The organism is Candidatus Eisenbacteria bacterium (assembly GCA_035712145.1).
Lineage (GTDB): Bacteria > Eisenbacteria > RBG-16-71-46 > RBG-16-71-46 > RBG-16-71-46 > DASTBI01.
The window spans coordinates 44,831-62,763 of the sequence record DASTBI010000187.1; the positions used below are offsets into that span (position 1 = coordinate 44,831).

The 17,933-nt window shown below is 66.8% G+C and carries 16 protein-coding genes; all 16 read right to left on the minus strand.

All coding sequences use genetic code 11. The features are described from left to right. Nucleotides 1-2: 2 nt before the first annotated feature. The 16 genes from VFQ05_13075 to VFQ05_13150 all read right to left on the minus strand — a co-directional run bounded on the left by VFQ05_13075 (nt 3) and on the right by VFQ05_13150 (nt 17,851). Nucleotides 3-533 carry a PilZ domain-containing protein gene (locus tag VFQ05_13075; GenBank protein HET9327691.1) on the minus strand — a complete coding sequence of 177 codons (531 nt, stop codon included), beginning with the start codon at nt 531-533 and terminating at the stop codon, nt 3-5. After that, complete coding sequence (locus tag VFQ05_13080; protein HET9327692.1) at nt 533-2,182, minus strand: VacB/RNase II family 3'-5' exoribonuclease; 1,650 nt, start codon at nt 2,180-2,182, stop codon at nt 533-535. The genes VFQ05_13075 and VFQ05_13080 overlap by 1 nt, the downstream gene beginning before the upstream one ends. Before the next feature lie 210 nt (nt 2,183-2,392). Further along, nucleotides 2,393-2,698, minus strand: coding sequence for an HU family DNA-binding protein (locus VFQ05_13085; protein ID HET9327693.1), 306 nt, complete (start codon nt 2,696-2,698; stop codon nt 2,393-2,395). Between the two features lie 22 nt (nt 2,699-2,720). Next, nucleotides 2,721-2,936, minus strand: a complete 216-nt coding sequence (locus VFQ05_13090) for a zinc ribbon domain-containing protein (GenBank protein ID HET9327694.1) — start codon at nt 2,934-2,936, stop codon at nt 2,721-2,723. 119 nt (nt 2,937-3,055) lie between these two features. Next, entirely contained in the window at nt 3,056-4,981 is a 1,926-nt protein-coding gene (locus VFQ05_13095) for a S8 family serine peptidase (protein HET9327695.1), read from the minus strand. Nucleotides 4,982-5,123: 142 nt separating this feature from the next. Next, complete coding sequence (locus VFQ05_13100; GenBank protein HET9327696.1) at nt 5,124-7,046, minus strand: S8 family serine peptidase; 1,923 nt, start codon at nt 7,044-7,046, stop codon at nt 5,124-5,126. Between the two features lie 564 nt (nt 7,047-7,610). After that, complete coding sequence (locus tag VFQ05_13105) at nt 7,611-8,609, minus strand: dipeptide ABC transporter ATP-binding protein (protein HET9327697.1); 999 nt, start codon at nt 8,607-8,609, stop codon at nt 7,611-7,613. Then, nucleotides 8,602-9,636 carry an ABC transporter ATP-binding protein gene (locus VFQ05_13110; GenBank protein ID HET9327698.1) on the minus strand — a complete coding sequence of 345 codons (1,035 nt, stop codon included), beginning with the start codon at nt 9,634-9,636 and terminating at the stop codon, nt 8,602-8,604. The genes VFQ05_13105 and VFQ05_13110 overlap by 8 nt, the downstream gene beginning before the upstream one ends. After that, nucleotides 9,633-10,802 (minus strand): ABC transporter permease, encoded by a 1,170-nt coding sequence (locus VFQ05_13115; GenBank protein HET9327699.1) that lies wholly within the window; start codon nt 10,800-10,802, stop codon nt 9,633-9,635. The genes VFQ05_13110 and VFQ05_13115 overlap by 4 nt, the downstream gene beginning before the upstream one ends. Next, the gene (locus VFQ05_13120; protein HET9327700.1) at nt 10,795-11,763 is read right to left on the minus strand and encodes an ABC transporter permease; all 969 of its coding nucleotides are present in this window, start codon (nt 11,761-11,763) and stop codon (nt 10,795-10,797) included. The genes VFQ05_13115 and VFQ05_13120 overlap by 8 nt, the downstream gene beginning before the upstream one ends. Nucleotides 11,764-11,774: 11 nt before the next feature. Then, nucleotides 11,775-13,592, minus strand: coding sequence for an ABC transporter substrate-binding protein (locus tag VFQ05_13125; protein HET9327701.1), 1,818 nt, complete (start codon nt 13,590-13,592; stop codon nt 11,775-11,777). Between the two features lie 26 nt (nt 13,593-13,618). Next, nucleotides 13,619-14,398 carry a hypothetical protein gene (locus tag VFQ05_13130; GenBank protein ID HET9327702.1) on the minus strand — a complete coding sequence of 260 codons (780 nt, stop codon included), beginning with the start codon at nt 14,396-14,398 and terminating at the stop codon, nt 13,619-13,621. Nucleotides 14,399-14,408: 10 nt separating this feature from the next. Continuing rightward, nucleotides 14,409-15,113: a hypothetical protein gene (locus VFQ05_13135; protein ID HET9327703.1), complete on the minus strand. Its 705-nt coding sequence runs from the start codon at nt 15,111-15,113 to the stop codon at nt 14,409-14,411. Continuing rightward, the gene (locus VFQ05_13140) at nt 15,110-15,931 is read right to left on the minus strand and encodes a hypothetical protein (GenBank protein ID HET9327704.1); all 822 of its coding nucleotides are present in this window, start codon (nt 15,929-15,931) and stop codon (nt 15,110-15,112) included. The genes VFQ05_13135 and VFQ05_13140 overlap by 4 nt, the downstream gene beginning before the upstream one ends. Nucleotides 15,932-15,934: 3 nt before the next feature. Then, on the minus strand, nt 15,935-16,597 hold the full coding sequence (locus VFQ05_13145; GenBank protein ID HET9327705.1) for a hypothetical protein: 663 nt from the start codon (nt 16,595-16,597) through the stop codon (nt 15,935-15,937). Nucleotides 16,598-16,606: 9 nt separating this feature from the next. Beyond that, complete coding sequence (locus VFQ05_13150) at nt 16,607-17,851, minus strand: fibronectin type III domain-containing protein (protein ID HET9327706.1); 1,245 nt, start codon at nt 17,849-17,851, stop codon at nt 16,607-16,609. Nucleotides 17,852-17,933 lie beyond the last annotated feature (82 nt).

Below are 17,933 nucleotides of genomic sequence, written 5' to 3' on the forward strand. Positions count from 1 at the left end.
GACTAGCGGCTTGCAGGACGGCGAGCGACGCGGCGGGCCGTGGTCTTGAGGGCCGTTGCCCGGCTTCCCGTGCGCTTGGCTCGCTGCACCACGCCTGCCTTCTTCTTCTTCGCCACGGCCGTGGTGCGGTGGATCGACTGGAGATTGCGCCAGGTGACGAAGTCGTCGAGGAGAATGCGGTGGCGCGGGTCGAGGCCGATGAAGCTGCACGCGAGCTCGTAGCCCGCGGGTCGCGACGCAGCGCCGGTCGGCATGCAGCGCACCACCACACCGTCGCATTTGAGCAGGCGCTGTGCGCCTTGAGTGCTCTTCTGGTTGGGCAGCACGATGGTGAGCGCGACCTTCGACAACGGAGCCAGGTAGTGCGGCGAGCTGCAGTACACGCCGCTCGAGGAAATGTTCTGGCTCTCGGTCACGATCTGGGTGAGGACGGCGCCGTTCGTGGGCTCGCCCTCGACCCGCATGCTGAGGCTGGCGTCTGCGCGTGTGCTCGTCCTGCGCTCGACCTTCGGAATTCCCTTCTTGCGCGGCATCAATGTCTCCCCCGGTGGCGGCGACCCGGTCGCCGCATCGGCACCTCGATGGCCATGTCGCATTCGCGGCCCGGGACGTCCACGCGGGCGACGGTGACGCGAACCGAGTCGCCCAGACTGAACCTCCGACGGGTGCGACGCCCCGTAAGGCGCACCCCCGTGGGATCCAGGACGAAGTGGTCGTCCAGGTACGAGCTCAGCCGGACGAAACCTTCCACTGGGACATCGTCCAGCTCGACGAAGAATCCGTGCGGATTCAGCCCGGTGATGATACCCGAACCTTGATCGCCGAGTCGCCCCTCCAGATACCGGAGGCCCTTGACTTTCACCGCTTCGCGCTCGGCATCGGCCGCGTTCCACTCCGAACCGGTGCACGACTCGGCGAGCCGGTCGAGCGCGTGGGGATCCCAGGCCGCGGACTTCCGGCGGTGAATCCACTCGCGCACTCGCCGGTGGTTGTGGAGATCGGGATAACGGCGGATCGGCGACGTGAAGTGGCAGTACTCGCGGGTGGCGAGCCCGAAGTGGCCAAGGTCCTTCTCCAGGTAGCGCGCGCGGGCCATCGACCGCAGCACCAGCCGATGGAGGACGCGCCGCCGCGCGGGATCGAGCGGAGCGCGCAGCAACGCCTGGAGGGCGCGAGCCGGGTCCTCGAGCGAGCCGAGGCGCGGCAGTGCGAGCGCGCGCAGCATGGCATCGAGGTCGACCAGCTTGGGAGGCCCCGGCGGCTCGTGGACGCGGTACAGCATGCCGCTCCTGCGCTCGGCCCCCTCCCGGCCCACGCAGCGGTTGGCGAGCAGCATGAACTCCTCGATCAGCTCGTGGCTCTCGAGGTGCGGGCGGCGCTCGATGCGAATCGGGACGCCGTGCTCGTCCACCCAGGCCTTGGTCTCGGGGACCTCGAGGTCGAGCGCACCGGTCTTCCAGCGCCGCGCCCGCAGCGCGCGCGCGAGTCTCATCAACGACTCCACCGCGTGCTGGAGGTTCGCTTCGAAGGGGTGCTTGCCGTCGAGCGCCTCCTGCACTCTTCCGTAGGCCAGTCGATGGCGGCTGCGGATCACCGTCTCTTCGAAGCGATAACCCTCGAGCCCGCCACGCTCGTCGAGCTCCACGAAGACCGACAGCGCCAGCCGGTCCTGGTCGGGCCGCAGTGAGCAGAGGTCCGCGGACAGCGCTTCCGGCAGCATGGGGATGACGCCGCCCGGGAGGTAGCAGCTCAGTCCGCGGAGCCGGGCCTCGGCATCGAGCGCGCCACCATCCGGGACGTAGTGCGAGACGTCGGCGATGTGGATGCCGACCTCGTGGGATCCATGCCCGAGCGAGCGCCAGGACAGCGCGTCGTCGTGGTCCCGCGCGTCCTCCGGATCGATCGTGAACACCAGCTGGTCCCGGATGTCGGTGCGATGGCGGATCTCGGCGGCTGTCGGCAGCTTCAGGCGGGCGGCTTCCCGCTCGGCGTCCGGCGGAAAGTGCACGCGCAGCCGATACTGCGAGGCCACCGCGTGATCGTCCCACTCGGGGCGGTCGTCGGCGCCGAGCACCTCGACGAGACGAGCGACCCGGTCCTCTTCGATCTCGGCGATGCAGTAGTCGCCGTCCTCTGGAGCCGCATGACTCTTCCAGATCAGCGGAACGCGGCCGGGCCGCACACGGCGTGCGGGATCGAAGATCCAACGGCCGCGCGTGAAGTACGCGCGGCCGAGGAGGCGGCGGGATTCGGGAGCCGGTGTTCCGAGCCGGCTAACGGACGCGTTTCTTATGGCGGTTCTTCCGCAGGCGCTTCTTTCGCTTGTGGGTCGCGATCTTCTTGCGCTTGCGTTTCTTGCCAGATCCCATCCGTCCTCCTTGTCGGATCGCCGCTACGAGGTGACCGGTTCCGGTGTCTCGACCGGACCGGAAATCGTGGACCGCAGTTCCTTGCTCGGCTTGAACACCGGGACCAGCTTGGCCGGGACCATGACTTCGGTCCCGCTCCGCGGATTGCGCGCCCGCCGGGCGCGACGCTCGCGAACCTTGAAGGTCCCGAACCCGCGGATCTCGAGATGCTTTCCTTCACTCAAGGCACGGCACACAGCGTCGATGAGCGAGTCGACGATGATCGCCGTGTGATTCTTCGACACGCCGGTCGTTCCGGAGATTTCTTCCACGAGGTCGGCCTTGGTCATGATTCCTCCGTGTACATCCCCGTCAGTCTGGATGCATGCGGCAGGCGCAGTCGGACGACCCGCAGGGGCCCGGAGTTGGTGCGGCCGCGCTCGCCTTGCCGACGGCGAAAGTTGAAAGGAGGCGCTCGACCCGAGTCGTGCCGCAGCGGGGGCAGCGCGCGGTGGCGCGCTCTGCGGACCTCACCAGCGACTCGAAGCGCTCGTGACAGGTCGTGCACCGGTATTCGTAGATCGGCATTCAACGACCTCCGCGGCCACGCTAACAGCCAGCCAGGGGTCCGGTCAACGGGCGCACCGCAAGCGAAAGGGCCCGTCCCCGAAGACAGGCCCTTCGCGATGACGCGATCTCGATGCGCGCTATTCGAGCACCGCCAGCTTGTGCGTCGCGTGCTCGCCGCCCGCCAGAGCGCTCACGAAGTAGATGCCGGCACCCGGCGCGCGACCGCCCTCGTCCTTGCCGTCCCAGCGCACGCGCAGCACGCCGGCGCCGTCCGCCACGCCTTCCATCGAGCGCACGCGACGACCCGAGGCGTCGAGGATCTGCAGGCCGACTCTCTGTCCCGCCCGGGCGGTGATCGCGAATTCCGATCCTCCGCGCGCCGGATTGGGAATGGCGCGCAGCTGGAGCCGGGGGTTGGTCAAGGCTGAGGGACCGACTCCGGTGGTGGAGCCGGGCGCCGCCGCGAGCGCCGCCGCGAGGTCGAGGATGCCGGGGCCCAAAACCTTCGTATTGAGCGGATTGAAAGGCTTGGTGTTGCCGGTGATGAGCGCGGCCTTCTGGGCCGCCGTCAGCGCCGGATTCCAGGACTCGAGAACCGCCGCGGCGCCCACCACGTGCGGGGTCGCCATCGAGGTCCCGCTCAGGACGCCCACGTAATCGCCGTCCGCGATGCCGTTGTCCTGGTTGGGGCTGTAGGTGCTGAGGATGATGCTCCCGGGAGCCGCCAGGTCGACCAATGGACCGTGGTTGCTGAAGCTCGATCCCATCCCCGTGGAATCGGTGGAGCCGATGCACAGGACGCCGGCCACGGTGGGAAGGTACGAGTTCGACGAGGTCACCTGGACGTTCGAGTTCCCGGCGGAACAGACGACCAGGACGTCCTGCGCCTGGACGTTGGTGAGCGCCGTGCTGATCCCGCCGGTGTTGCTGGAGCCCCACGAGCAGTTGACCGCCGCGACGTTGACGCCGCGCGCCTTGAGATCGGCGATGTAGTTGAGCGCCTGCGCGGCCCAGGTCATCGACACCACGCCGCCGATCCGATTGGCCGGCGGCGGTTCCGCGCACTGCATGGCGTCGCCCACGCACGCGTGGTAGCCGATCCGCGCCGGGATGAGACGAACGCCGGCAGCCGGCCCACCTTCTCCCCAGCCGCCCGCGACGCCGGCGACGTCGCGCCCATTGTTCGCGATCGCGCCCACAGTGCCACTGGTGTGGGTCCCGTGACCGTCCCCGTCACGCGGATCGTTGTCCGTGGTCATGCAGTCGGGATCACGGCAGAACGTTCCCGCAAGCACCGCGGAGACGAAGTCCCATCCGACCACGTCGTCGGCGAATCCGTTGCCCTCGTTGTCCCCGCCGCCCGGAGGATCGAAGGGGCTCACCCATACGTTGCCGTTGGTCACGTTGTCCGCGGGGCCGGGAGGATCGGTGCCGCCGAGGTCGTTGTGGTAATAGCGCATGCCGCTGTCGAGCATGCCGACCGCGACGCTCGAGTTGCCGGGCTCGCGGTCCCAGGCCACGTTGGCGCCCATGCCGTAGGGCTTTTGGTAGTGCCACTGGTCGCGCGGGAAGGTCGCGGTGCCGAACTTGTAGTAGGGGTCGTTGGCGTCGATGTGGAAGGTGTGGATGCCGACCTTCTCCACCCGCTCCACGTCTGCATGCTTCTCGAGCTCCGCCTTGGCATCGTCGAGCCCCATCCCGGGTGCGAGCTTGACGATGTAGTGCCCGGTCATCTCGGGCGCCATGGAGCCCCTGGCCCGCGGCTGGGCATTGGGGAACTCCCGCTCGAAGCTGCGCGCCGCCACCCGATCGAGGACAGCCTGGACCCGCTCGATATTGGCGCGCGCGCGCCCTGCCTGGGCGGGGAGCGCATAGAGCTGATGCGCCGTGGCTGGCTTGAACACCACCACCAGCTCGTCGGGCACGTAGCCGACGAAGTCCGATCCGGTCCTTGCCGGACGCTGGATCACATTTTCCGCGGACGCCGGCGCGGTGGAGGACGCAACGAGCAGGGCGAGCATGACCCCGGCCTGGAGCGGGGCGCGCACGCGATGGACCATCATCAAAGACCTCCTGAGGTGGCGAGCTTCACGAGAGGCAGCGGCCGAGAGGCGCAGATCGAATCGACGACTATACGCGCACATGCACCGAACCGCCCGATCTTTCGATCGGGCGGTTCAGAGCTGCGGCGGCTGGCGATCAGGATCAGTCGAGGACCACCAGCTTGCTGGACGCACGGCCGGAGGCGGTCGACGCCGTCACGAAGAAGAGGCCCGATCCGGCGGTCCGGCCCGTGGAGTCCTTGCCGTCCCAGCGTAGCCGCAGCACTCCGGTCCCGTCGGCCAGACCGCTCATCGCGCGCACGGTTCGGCCGCTCGCGTCCACGATGCGAAGGTCGACGCGCTGACCCGGGCGCGCCTGGATCGCGAGGTCGGAGCTGCCGCGGGCGGGATTCGGGAAGGCGCGAAGCTGGATCCGCGGACCCCCGGCGATGGGCCGATCCCCCACCCCCGTGGTGGGACTGGGCGCCGCCGCCAGCGCCGCGGCGAGATCGAGGATGCCGGTGCCGAGCTGCTTGGAGTGGAGCGGACCGAAAGCCTTGGTGTGGTTGATGAGCAGGTCGGCCTTCTGCTGCGCCGTGAGCGCCGGGTTGTAGCTCTCGAGGATCGCGGCGGCGCCCACCACGTGCGGCGTGGACATGGACGTTCCATCGGACACGCCCACGTACATCAACGTCGTGTCGACCTGGGCCGGATCATGTCCGGTGCTGATGATGCCGACCCCTGGCGCCGACAGGTCCACGGAGGGGCCGAAGCTGGTGAAGCTGGCGTCATTGCCGAGCGAGTCGGTGGCGCCGACGGTGACCACGCCGGCGAGCGTCGGCAGAAACGAGGCGACGAGCGCGTTGGAGTTGCCGGCGGAGCAGACGATGAGCACGTCTTTCGCCTGCAGATTGAGCGCCGCAGCCTCGATCCCTCCGGTATTGCTGTTGCCCCAGGAGCAATTGAACGCCGCGACGTTGATGCCGCGGTCCACGAGTCCGGCGATGTAATTCATCGCCTGCGCGGCGTAGGTCATGCTCACGATGCCCACGGTGGTCGGCGGCGGCAGGTTGACGCGCGCCCGGTGGCCGATGCGCATCGGGATCACCTTGACGCCGTTCCCGGCGCCGGTGGTGGTTCCATCGCTGAACCCGCCGGCAATCCCGGCGACGCCGCGCGCGTTGTTGGTGATCGCGCCGATGGTCCCGGCGACGTGGGTGCCATGCCCGTCGGTGTCGTTGGGATCGTTCTCCGCCAGACCGCAGTCGGTATCGTATCCGGCGCACGTTCCGCCGGGAATGGCGGCCTCCACGAAGTCCCAGCCGATCACGTCGTCGATGAAGCCGTTGCCGTCATTGTCGACGCCGTCGGGAGCGTCGAGCGGGTTGACCCAGATGTTGCCCTGGGTGTCGTTGTCCGCGGGTCCCGGTGGGTTGGCGCCTCCCAGGTCGGTGTGGCGGTACTTGGTCCCGATATCGGCGACCGCAGCCGCGACCGCGGGATCCCCGGTCTCGGTGTCCCACACGGTCTCGCAGCCCATACCCTTTGCATTGATGTAGTTCCACTGGCGATTAGGCCAGCCCGTCGGCTGGGGCAGCGGCGTCCAGATATAGCGCGGATCGTTGGGACGAAGATCGATCGCGTGGATCCCGTTCTTCTCCACGTGGTCGACGTCTGCGCTCTTCTCGAGCTCGGCTTTGGCCTCGTCGAGGTTCATTCCCGGAGCGAGCTTGAGGATGTAGTGGCCGGTCATCTCCGGGGCCATCGAGCCCGGCGCCTTGGGACGCGCGTCCGGGAACTCGCGATCGAAGCTCCGGGCCGCCACGCGATCGAGCAGCTGCTGCACTCGCGCCAGGTTGGCGCGCGCGCGCCCAGCCTGGGCCGGTAGCGAATAGAGCTCGTGCGCGGTGGAAGGCTTGAAGACCACGACCAACTCGTCCGGAACGTAGCCCAGAAAGCTCGGGCCGGTAGGCGCCGGACGCTCGACGACGTTCTCGGCCACGGCGAAGCCTACGACCGTGGTGCTGATCAGCAAGACGGCGGCGATGCCTTTTCGCATGGAGGCAGGGTAACCAGGAACCATCATGAGGGACCTCCTGGCAGGAGAGGCAGATCCGGATCGGAAGCGGCCGCTCCGATGCGTTTCGTTGGGCCGCATGAACTATACGTGCTTGCCCATCTCAATTCCCTGACCTTTTGACCGACGGACCAGCGCAGAGAGCAAAGTCATGGGCCCCACCACGGCTTCAGGGATGCAATCGCCAGGGATCAGCTGCCGTGGTTGGGGCCCGTCAAATGTGTTCCCCGTTTCGACCGTGTGCACTGCCGTAAGACTCCTTCGCTCGCGATAGGGGGATCAGCCCACAGCAGGCCAAGCACGAGTCGTACAGGGAACAACCCGTATTCACTTTCGCGTCCGGCGCCGCCGGCCGCTCGGTGACACGGAATCGCACGCCCCGTGCCGGGCTTTGAAACGCCTGTGGTCTGGCCCTATAACTTGCTGTGTGGCAGCGGGATGGAGACTTCGTAGGACTGACGCCACGCAGCGGATCGAGAGCGATCGGCCGAAAGAGTGGGGAAGTTCCCCCGACCGCTTCACGCCGTCTGGGCGAACGCACCTAGGATGCGCCTCCCGCTGAAGCGATCCGAATCAGCTCGAGACGGCGCCGGTCCGGTCGACCTGCTCGGCGAAATGGCAGGCGGACCAGTGGCCTTGTCCGATGGGCCGAAGCGGCGGCTCTTCCTTGGAGCAGATCTCGCGGGCCATGAAGCACCGCGGATGGAACCGGCATCCGCTGGGGGGCCGGGCCGGACTCGGCACGTCCCCTTTCAGCACGATCCGCTGCTTCTTGCGCTCGGGGTCGGGAACCGGGATCGCCGACAGCAGGGAAACGGTGTAAGGATGCCGGGGGTTCGCGTACAGCGTGTCGCTGGTGGCGAGCTCGACGATCTTTCCCAGGTACATCACCGCGACCCGGTTGCTGATGTGCTCGACCACCGAGAGATCGTGGGCGACGAAGAGGTAGGTGAGCCCCATCTTTCTCTGGAGCTCCCGCAGAAGATTGATGATCTGCGCCTGGATCGAGACGTCGAGCGCGGAGACCGGCTCGTCGGCCACGATCAGCTTGGGGCTCACGGCCAGCGCTCGCGCGACCCCGATCCGCTGGCGCTGGCCACCCGAGAATTCGTGCGGATAGCGGCGAGCATGATCGGGGTGCAGGCCGACCAGCTGCAGCAGCTCGGCGACGCGCGCACGGGCGGCCTGGCCCTTGGCGAGCCGGTGGATGGTGAGCGCCTCGGTCAGCATGCTCCCCACCGTGAGCCGCGGGTTGAGGCTCGAGTAGGGATCCTGGAAGACGATCTGCATCTCGCGCCGCAGCGCACGCAGGTCGCGCTTGCCGAGATGCAGGATCTCGCGACCCTCAAACTTGACGCTGCCCGCCGTCGGCTCGATCAAGCGCAGGATGCAGCGGCCGGTCGTGGTCTTGCCGCACCCGCTCTCCCCCACGAGTCCCAGGACCTCGCCGCGCTCGACCGAGAAGGACACGCCGTCCACCGCCTTCACGTGACCGACGGTCCGCGAGAGCAGGCCCTTCTTGATCGGAAAGTGCTTCTGGAGTCCTTCGACCTGAAGCAGCGGATCAGGCACTCGCCGCTCCTTCGCTGGTCGGCAGAGCTCCCGCCGGGTTGACGAGACCGGCGGCGATCTCCTGAGAGCGCCAGCATCGGGACATATGGCCGCCGCCGAAGTCGAGCACCGGCGGATCCTCGTTGCGGCACTTGTCCACGGCGATCGGACAGCGCGGATGGAAGCGGCAGGCGCGGGGGAAGTGCGCGGGGTTCGGCACGTTGCCGGGAATCACCTTGAGCACGTCCTTCTTCACGCCGAGCTTGGGGAGCGAGGCGAGCAGGCCGGCCGTGTAGGGATGCAGCGGGCGGCGGAAGGCCTCGCCCACCGAGCAGTACTCGACCACCTGGCCCGCGTACATGACCGCCACGCGATTGGCGGTCTCCGCGACCACGCCGAGGTCATGGGTGATGAGCAGCACCGCCATGCCCAGCTCCTTCTGGAGCCGAGAGAGCAGCTCGAGGATCTGGGCCTGGATCGTGACGTCCAGCGCGGTGGTCGGCTCGTCGGCGATCAGGATCGACGGCCGGCAGGCGAGCGCCATGGCGATCATCACCCGCTGGCGCATGCCTCCCGACATCTGGTGCGGATACTCGTCGACACGCTGCTCCGGCAGCGGGATCCCCACCAGCTTGAGCATCTCGATGGCGCGCGCCCGCGCCTCCTTGCGGTCCACCTTCTCGTGGAGCACGACGGCCTCGATGATCTGCTCGCCGCAGGTGTAGACCGGGTTCAGCGAGGTCATGGGCTCCTGGAAGATCATCGAGATCTCCTTGCCCCGGATCTTGCGCATCTCGGGCATCGAGACCGTGGCGAGGTCGCGCCCCTTGAAGAGGATCCTCCCTCCCACGATGCGCCCCGGCGGAGTCGGCACGAGACGAAGGATCGAGAGCGCGGTGACGCTCTTGCCGCTGCCCGACTCCCCGACCACCGCGAGCGTCTCGCCCGGCTGGATCTCGTACGAAACGCCGTCGACGGCGCGCACGACGCCGTCGTCGGTGAAGAAGTGTGTCTTCAGGTCCTCCAGGCGGAGCAAGGGCTCGCTCACGCGCTCTTTCCTCCCAGGATGCGTCGCGGATCGAGGGCGTCTCGCAGGCCGTCGCCGAGGAAGTTGAAGGCCAGGACGGTCAGGAAGATCGCGGTGCCGGGGGCGAACAGCATCCACGGGAAGGACGTCAGCGCGCGCAGGCTCTGGGCCTGACGAAGCATGTTGCCCCATGACGCGGAGGGCTCCTGGACGCCGAGCCCGATGAAGCTGAGCACCACTTCGCCCAGGATGTAGCCCGGAATCGAGATGGTCGCCGCCACGATCACGAACGACATCGTGTTGGGCAGGATGTGGCGGCCGATGACGCGTAGCCGGCTCATGCCCAGAGCCTCGGCCGCGGCCACGTACTCCTGGCGCCGGATGGAGAGCACCATGCCCCGGATGATCCGGGCGAGGCCCGCCCATCCAATGAAGGCGAGGATGACGACGATCCCGAGGTAGATCTGCTGGCTCGGCAGGTTGCTCGGGAAGAGCGCGCGCAGGGCGATCAGCAGGTAGAGGCCGGGAATGGACAACAGCAGCTCGGTCCCGCGCATGATGATGTTGTCGATCCACCCTCCGAAGTATCCGGAGATGCCGCCCAGCAGAAGGCCGAGGGAAAACGAGATCGCGATGCCGATCAGGCCCACGGTGAGCGAGATCTGGCCGCCGAACAGGAGTCGCGAGAACACGTCGCGCCCGAGGCCGTCGGTGCCGAGCAGGAAGATCCGACCCGGAGCATCGACGCCGAAGAGATGGCGGTCGGTCGGCCAGATCCCGAACAGGCGGTAAGCGGAGCCCTTGACGAACAGCTTGATCGGAAGGGCCACCGTCTTGTCCTCGGCGTAGGTGAACCGCAACTGCTCCTTGACCGACGTCGGATGGACGAAGGGCCAGAGATGGAACCTCCCCTGCGAGTCCACCCAGTGGAGACGCATCGGCGGGTGGAAGAAACGATCGCGGTCCATGACGTCTTCGCGGTAGGGCGCGACGAAGGGAGCGAACAGCGCGAGACCGTAGAGGATCACCAGCACGACTCCGCCGACCACCGCGATCTGGCTCTTGCGAAACTGCCTCCAGAACAGTCTCCACGGCGACTGGGGAGGCGCGCTTCGAACGGTTGGGTCCGGCTCTCCCCGGGCCGTCTCCGGTTCGGGAATGGCCGGGGCCAGCAGCGGCTCAGTCATAGGCGATGCGCGGATCGGCGATCGCCAGCATGATGTCGGCGATCAGATTGCCGAGCACCAGCATGGTCGAGGCGATCATGACGGCCCCCAGCACGACGTACTGGTCCTGCGACGTGAGGGCTTCGAGCGTGATGCGACCCAGCCCCGGCCACGAGAAGATGATCTCGGCGACGAACGCTCCCGACAGCAACGCGCCGATCGTGAAACCGAACAGGGTGATGAGCGGATTGATGGCGTTGCGCACCGCGTGCTTGAAGATCACGGTGTTCTCGTCCAGCCCTTTGGCGCGGGCCGTGGTCACGTAGTCGAGGCGGAGCACGTCGAGCAGGTTTCCGCGCATCTGCCGCATGCGGGCGGCGAGCGGGATGAGCCCGACCACGAAAGCCGGCAGCGCCAGATGTCTGAGCAGATCGATCGCTTTTCCGACCGTGTCCATGGAATCCCAGTCGATCGAGCGCATGCCCCCCACCGGCAGGATCCCGGTATTGGCGGCCAGCCAGAGCAGCAGAAGCCCCGAGAGGACCTCGGGAATCGACAGCCAGAGGAACGCGATCAGCGAAAGCCCTTTGTCGATCCAGCTGTACTGCCGCACCGCCGCCCACACTCCGAGCGGGATCGCGAGTCCCCAGGTGACGACGGCGGCCGCCAAGGCGAGGATCAGCGTGTTGAGCAGGCCTTCGCGAAGCACGGTGAAGGCCGGCTGGTGGCGCGTGAACGACTCCCCGAAGTCGAAGTGAAGGAAAACGTTCTTCAGGTAGATCCCGTACTGGACGTACCACGGCTGGTCGAGCCCGAAGCGCGCGCGCATCGCGTCCAGGGTCGCCGGCGAGATCATCGGGTTCTCGCCCATGGTGGTGAGAAAATCACCCGGAGCGAGTTGCAGGAGCAGGAATGTCAGCGCAGAGATCCCCAGCAGCAGGGGAATCGTCTGCAGCAGGCGCCGCAGAATGAATGTCCGCATGAGCTAGGTGATCAGACGCCCTTCGCCTTGACGAAGACTCGGTCGATGTTCCACAGCAGCCGGTGGGGGATCACCGATGGCTCCATGTTGCCAAACCTGTTCCGCACGGGAAGCTTCGCCTTGAGCGTCGGCAGCCAGATCACGAAGCACTCGTCGTTGATGATCTTCTGGATCTCGTTCCAGGTGCGGCGCCGCTCCGCCATATCGAGCGTGCCCACGTTGGCCGTCACCAGCTCATCGATCTTCGCTTCGGCCGCCGTCTCGGGCTTCGGTTGCTTCACGTTCCAGTAATGGGTGAGACCGCTCGAGCGGTAGACGTTCTGACCCATGCCCGGATCGGGAGGCACGCCGCTCTGCAGGCCGAGCAGGATGGCCTCGTACTGGAAGTCCTCGCGCAGGTTGGTGATCAGCGTGTTGAATTCCATGCCCGCCGGCACGCACTCGACCCCGACTTTGGCGAGATCGTCCTTGATGAAGTTGCACATCTGCATGCGCAGCAGGTTGTCGCCGTTGGTCTTCAGCGTGAAGCTGACCTTTCGGCCGTTCTGGTCCTCGAGAATGCCGTCGCCGTTCTTGTCCTTCCACCCCAGGCTGGCGAGAAGCTTCTTGGCCTCCTCGGGGTTGTAGTCGTAGTGCGGCAGCTCGGGCCAGTGCCAGGTCTTGTTGCCCGGCGTCGTGGTCGACCAGTTCTTGACCCCTTCGCCGAAGTAGACGCTCTTGATGAGCGCGTCTCGGTCGACCGCCATCGACACCGCGCGGCGGAACACCGGGTTCGAGAACCATGCGTACTTGGCGGCTTCGACCTGGGGCTGGCCGACCTTCTTGCCCGCGCCCGGCTTCCGCACCCTGTTGAGGTTGAAGAAGAAGAAGTTGGTGTTCAGCGCCGGACCGAGGTCGTAGAGCGTGAAGTTCTCCTTCTCCTGCCGGTCGGTATAGCTCTGGTAGTCCTCCGGACGCACGTTGTCGAGGCCGTCGAGCTCGCCCGACTGGAACTTGAGCGCCGCCGCGTTCTGGTCGGGCGCGATCAGGAACACCACCTCGTCGAGGTACGGCAGGCGGTGGCCCTTCGAATCGACCCCGAACCAGTAGGGGTTCCGGGTGAGGACCGTCTTCTCCCCCTGAACGAACTGCTTGAGCTTCCACGCCCCGCTGGTCACCAGGCTGTCTGGAGAAGTGCTGCTGTTGTACGCCGCGGCGAAGTCGCCCTTGTCGTACACGGCCTGGAGGATGTGCTTGGGCATGATGCGGAGCGACCCGATCGCGGCGTTGATCATGGCGTACGGCGACACGATCTTGGTCACCACCGTGTACGAGTCGGGCGCCGAGACTTCCATGGGCTTGCCGTTCACGATCAGGAGGTCCTGGATCGACGGGTGGAGCGTCGAGTCGTACGCGACCTTGAAGCTGAACATGACATCCGCGGACGTGATGGGATGGCCGTCCGAGAAAGCGGCGCCCCGGCGCAGGTGCCAGGTGTGGGTCAGCCCGTCCGCGCTCACCTCCTTCGATTTGGCGAGGTACGGGATCTCCTGCTGGGTGCCGTTGTGAAAGTCCCACAGCGTGCAGAACAGAAGCTGGGTGACGTCCGTGCTGGACGTCTCGTTGGCCATGATGGCGTTGAAGGTCTTGGGCGACGAGGTCTGCCCGAGGACGAAACGACCGCCGTAGGTTCCGATCTCGGCGGTCGCGTAAGTCATCGTGTCGGCCGGCAGAGGATACGGGTCTTTGTAAGCCCCCTGACCCTCGCTTCGCCCCCCGCAACCCGTGACCACGGATCCGAGTCCCGCGAGCAGGAGCAGCGCCGTTCCCCAGCGACCGATCGTCCTCATGATCTCTCCCTCCTCCGGACTCCTTGTCATCGTGCGAGTTGCGCGAGCGCAGCAGTATAGGAACGCGGATTTTCGAGCGTCAACAGAAACAGGCCATCCGCCCCTTCGTAGCGCCTGGTGTCGGCGCCGAGGAACGGCTGCAGGGCGCCGGCCCATGCGTGAAGGTCCACGCGCCCGCCGAGCCAAGGCCCGGCGTGGCATGCGGATTCGGCCAGCCGTGCCGAGAGCCCCGGGCGCTCGCTGGGCCGCACGTAGTCGGCGAGCCTCAGGTGTCCGTCCCCGAGCAGGATGCTGCCCTGCTGGAGCAGGCCCCGCATCGTGCGCCGCTGCGCGCTTCCGACGAGCTTGCGCCCATTCACTTCGATCTCGTGACGCGCCGTGGAGGCGAAGCAGGCAGCCGCCGACGCCAGGGACGCGCTGCGGCCCGGACGCACGAGCTCGGCCGGAACTCCCAGGCCGCGCAGAGCGTCGACGATCAGCCGGCTGACGCGGTGGTAGGCCTCGCTCTGTGTGCCTCCCCAGCGCGGATCGTCGATCGGCGCCGCCAGCGAGTAGGTCCACTCCTCCGCGTGAAAGATCGCCCGGCCACCGGTCGGGCGCACCGCCCACGGAATGTCGTCGGTCCGGCAGCGATCGAGATCGAGTGCCATGTCGGGATGCTCGCGCGCGCCGAGCGTGATTCCATGCGGGTGGAATGTGAAGAGCCGGAGGACCGGCTCGGCGGAGCGCTCGGCGGCGGCCAGGAGCGCGCGGTCGCGGCGCATGTTCTCTTCGGGATCGTGCGCTCCGTCCACCCAGAGGATCACGGGCGCACTTTCAGCCCCCGACGCCGAGCCAGTCCTGCAGCAGGAACTGGAAGCGACCGATCAGCAGCGAGACGCGGGACATCACGGTGTAACCATACCCGGCGCCGAAGGAGACCATGAGGAAGAAGATGCCGAGCTTCGATGCCACGCCCAGCGCCCCCTTGTGCTCGCGGCTGTAGAAGAAGAACAAGAGGGACGTCAGGAGTCCGAGCGTGAACACCATGGCGTTGATCGATGTCCCGACCTGACCGGTCCACAACGGCTGCAGGCTGCCCTGGACCTGCGCCACGAAATCTCCCTGCGCGAACCCGGTCGTCTTGATGCCGGCGTACACGCCGATGATCACGGCCAGAGACCACCGCGAGACCCATCCGATCCGGCCGAAGAGACGCGCGAACAGCAGCACCCCCAGGAGGCCAGGCAGGAAGAGGAAGGCGCGATAGTCGCCGAGCGAAACGTTGAAGAGCCCGTGCCGGTCGGGCGTGAAGGCCGCGCCGTCCCACATCTCGCGCCCCATGACGTTGCGGAACAACGGCTCCGCAAGATTGGGCGAGATCACGGTCCAGAGGTTCAGCACGATGTAGTAGCCGGCCGAAACGCCGACGAACAGGTGCTCGGCGAATTTGTAGAGCGGATTGTCCTTGTAGAGGAAGCTGAAGATCGCGAGCGTGAGGAGCGCCGCGATCCAGATCGAGAGATCCTGGGTGACGTTCACGCCCGGCCTCCCTTCCGCTTCATCCATTGCACCCAGTTGCCGAGCAGGATGCAGAGCGCGACGAACACGTGCGCCATCGACTGGGCATCCATGCCGCGCGTCGCCGTGCCCTTCTCGTTCCGGATCTTCTCGTACTCCGCCGCTCCCGCCATCCCGCCCAGCAATCCCAGGAGCTGCCCGGACTGGAGGTACGGGTAGTACTCGGGCGCGCTGACCGCGGTCACCCCCGCCACCATGGGAAGATGAAAGCGCGATTGCACCTGCTGCACCCATTCCTTCGTCCCCGGATAGCCGGACGAGATGCTGACCAGCAGCGGGAAGCTCGAGTAGTCACGGACCCCCTTCATGATGGGCAGGCTGCGCGTGTCGCGGCCTTTGTGGTCGCGCGGGAAGGCATTGGCGATCCCTTGTCCCATGACCTGCATGACCGCCTCGCGGCCTTCCTTGAACCCGAGGTTCACCCAGTCCACGCCGTCGACCTTGTTGTTCTCCTGGGCCACGCCGCGCACCACGCGGTCGACCAGGCCGGGCCCGCCGTTCCACAGGCAGATCACCACCACCTTGCAGTTCTTGTCGAACAGCTGCTTCAGCGCGGTGCGCGTCATCGGCACCATCTCGGGGATGCCGCCGGGGTCGTAATCGCAAGGCATGAGGACCGTGGACCCATCGGGAATCTTCGCGATGGCGTCGTGGAAGTTCCGGACGCGGGGCGACACGGTGAGCGGCAATGCCAGCGGGAAGAGCAGAGGCAACAGCACCAGCAAGCCCATCAGCAGGAACAGCCAGCGCCGGTCGAGGTTCTCGATGAAGCGGAGCACGGGCTAGTCCTCCCCGCTCAGGTACGAGCGCTCGATGCCGAGGATCACCCGCAATCCGGTCGCCATCACGCCGAGCGCCGCGCCGATCAGGATCGCGCGCTTCGCGGCGTTCTGCGGGATCTCCATGATCCACTCCTGCATGGTGGGAAGCTGCAGCCATCCTGGAAGCCAGGAGGTGGCCAGACTGCCGACCGGAACCCGGCCCAGCATCACGATGAGCGCCGCGACCGCCAGGAGTCCGGCCTCCACGGTCCGGATGCGGAACGCTCGGAACGCGGCGGACGCGATGTAGAAGGCGAGCATGGAGAACATCGTGGCCGACATCGGCGAGTAGAACTGGTCGTAGATCCACTTGGACGACGAACCCTCTTCGAGGAAGGCGCCCTTGCGATTGCAGCCGTCGAAGAGGCCGAGGACCACGGTCGAGATCAGCGCCACCACCAGGATCAGCTTGTAGATCCATCCCGGATTGCGCCGGTAGATGGCTTCGGCGTTCAGCTTGAGCACGTTGGCGCCGCCCAGCACATATCCGAACGCGACGATGATGATGGCGGACGACTGCAGGAAGTCGGCGGGGACGCTGACCACGTGATGCGGGACGAAGAAGCTCAGGATCATGAACAGACCGACCGCGGCCGTGATCATGAGGGGCAGCTCGCGCTTCATCGGTCTCCCCTACTGGGTCTGCAGCAGGTTGGTGAGCACGTGGATGTTGGCCGTTTCGAGGATGCAGCCGAGCAGCACCAGGATGAGGATCGTGATCTTCATGAGATCGGCGCCCTTCAACGCGCCGACCAGCTTGGGCTCCTTCGAGAGATAGGCGCTGGCGGCGTAGAGCTCCTCCCCGATCAGCGTGTAATCGCACGCCACGACGAAGAATGGGAGCTGGTGGACGTTCGCCGTCCCCGCCACCTGGATCGCGCCGGTCTGGAAGCCGGTCTCGGCCAGCAGCAGCGATTCCGCGTAGAAGGCGCCCATGAAGATGTGGGCAGCCGGGCGATCGCGCAGCATGATGCCGCCGACGGCGGCGGTATAGGCGAATTGCTCGGGCGAGACGAAACGCACGCTGTTGGGGTCGTACCCCTCGGGACGCCCGGCATGGAGGTACCCGCTCTTGACCATCTCCTCGGCGATCGTGAACGGGATCGGATAGGTGACCGGCACCACGATCGGCGTCTCGTACTTGGCGGTGAGACGCGCGACGCTCTCCAGGATCACGAGGCCGGCGACGGTCTGGATCTCGTCGATGTCGAGGATGCCGGGAACGTAGAGCACGGGACGGCCCATCTCGGTGGCGCGCCCGATGGCTTCCTCGATGGCGTCGATTCCCGGAATGCGGCGGACGAATGGAACCTTGCCCGCCTGGGCTTGGGAGATGAAGAACAGCACGAAGCCGAAGAACAGCACCATCAGGATCAGGACGCTCCACCGCGTCTGGTTGATCCACTGTGATGTGGCGCGCACCGGACCGGTGACCGAGAGCGCCGGGGTGATGCCTCCGGGTCCGACCGCGGTGACCCGATAGAAGTAGTCGGTGTCGCGGGTCACCGACTGGTCGGCGCGACTCTCGCTGCCGGCGCTCGCGGAATCCACCACCGTCCAAGGTCCACTCGGGGCGGAGGCGCGCTCGAGGCGGTATTGGGTCACCAGGCTCTGCCCGGGCAGGTCGTCAGGAGAGCGCACCCACTGGAGCTCGAGCGCGCGCCCCGCGTCGTTGCTGGCGTCCTTCACGGTGAGCTTGGAAGGTGGACGAGGAGCAGCAGGAGCGACATCGCTGCCGGTCGCGGCGGTGGTATCGGCGAGGACGGTGTCGGGAGCTGCGGTTCCTTGAGCCTGGACCGGATGAGCCGACGCCAGGAGCACGACCAGCATCGCGAACGGCGCGAGCCGCACGGCGAGGCGCGGACCCGTTTGGGGCACCGGTACCTCCTTGGTCCAGCTCACCAGCACGGCCATGCGACCGTGGCTTCGAGATTGCGCGGCGACCCTAACAACCGCAATT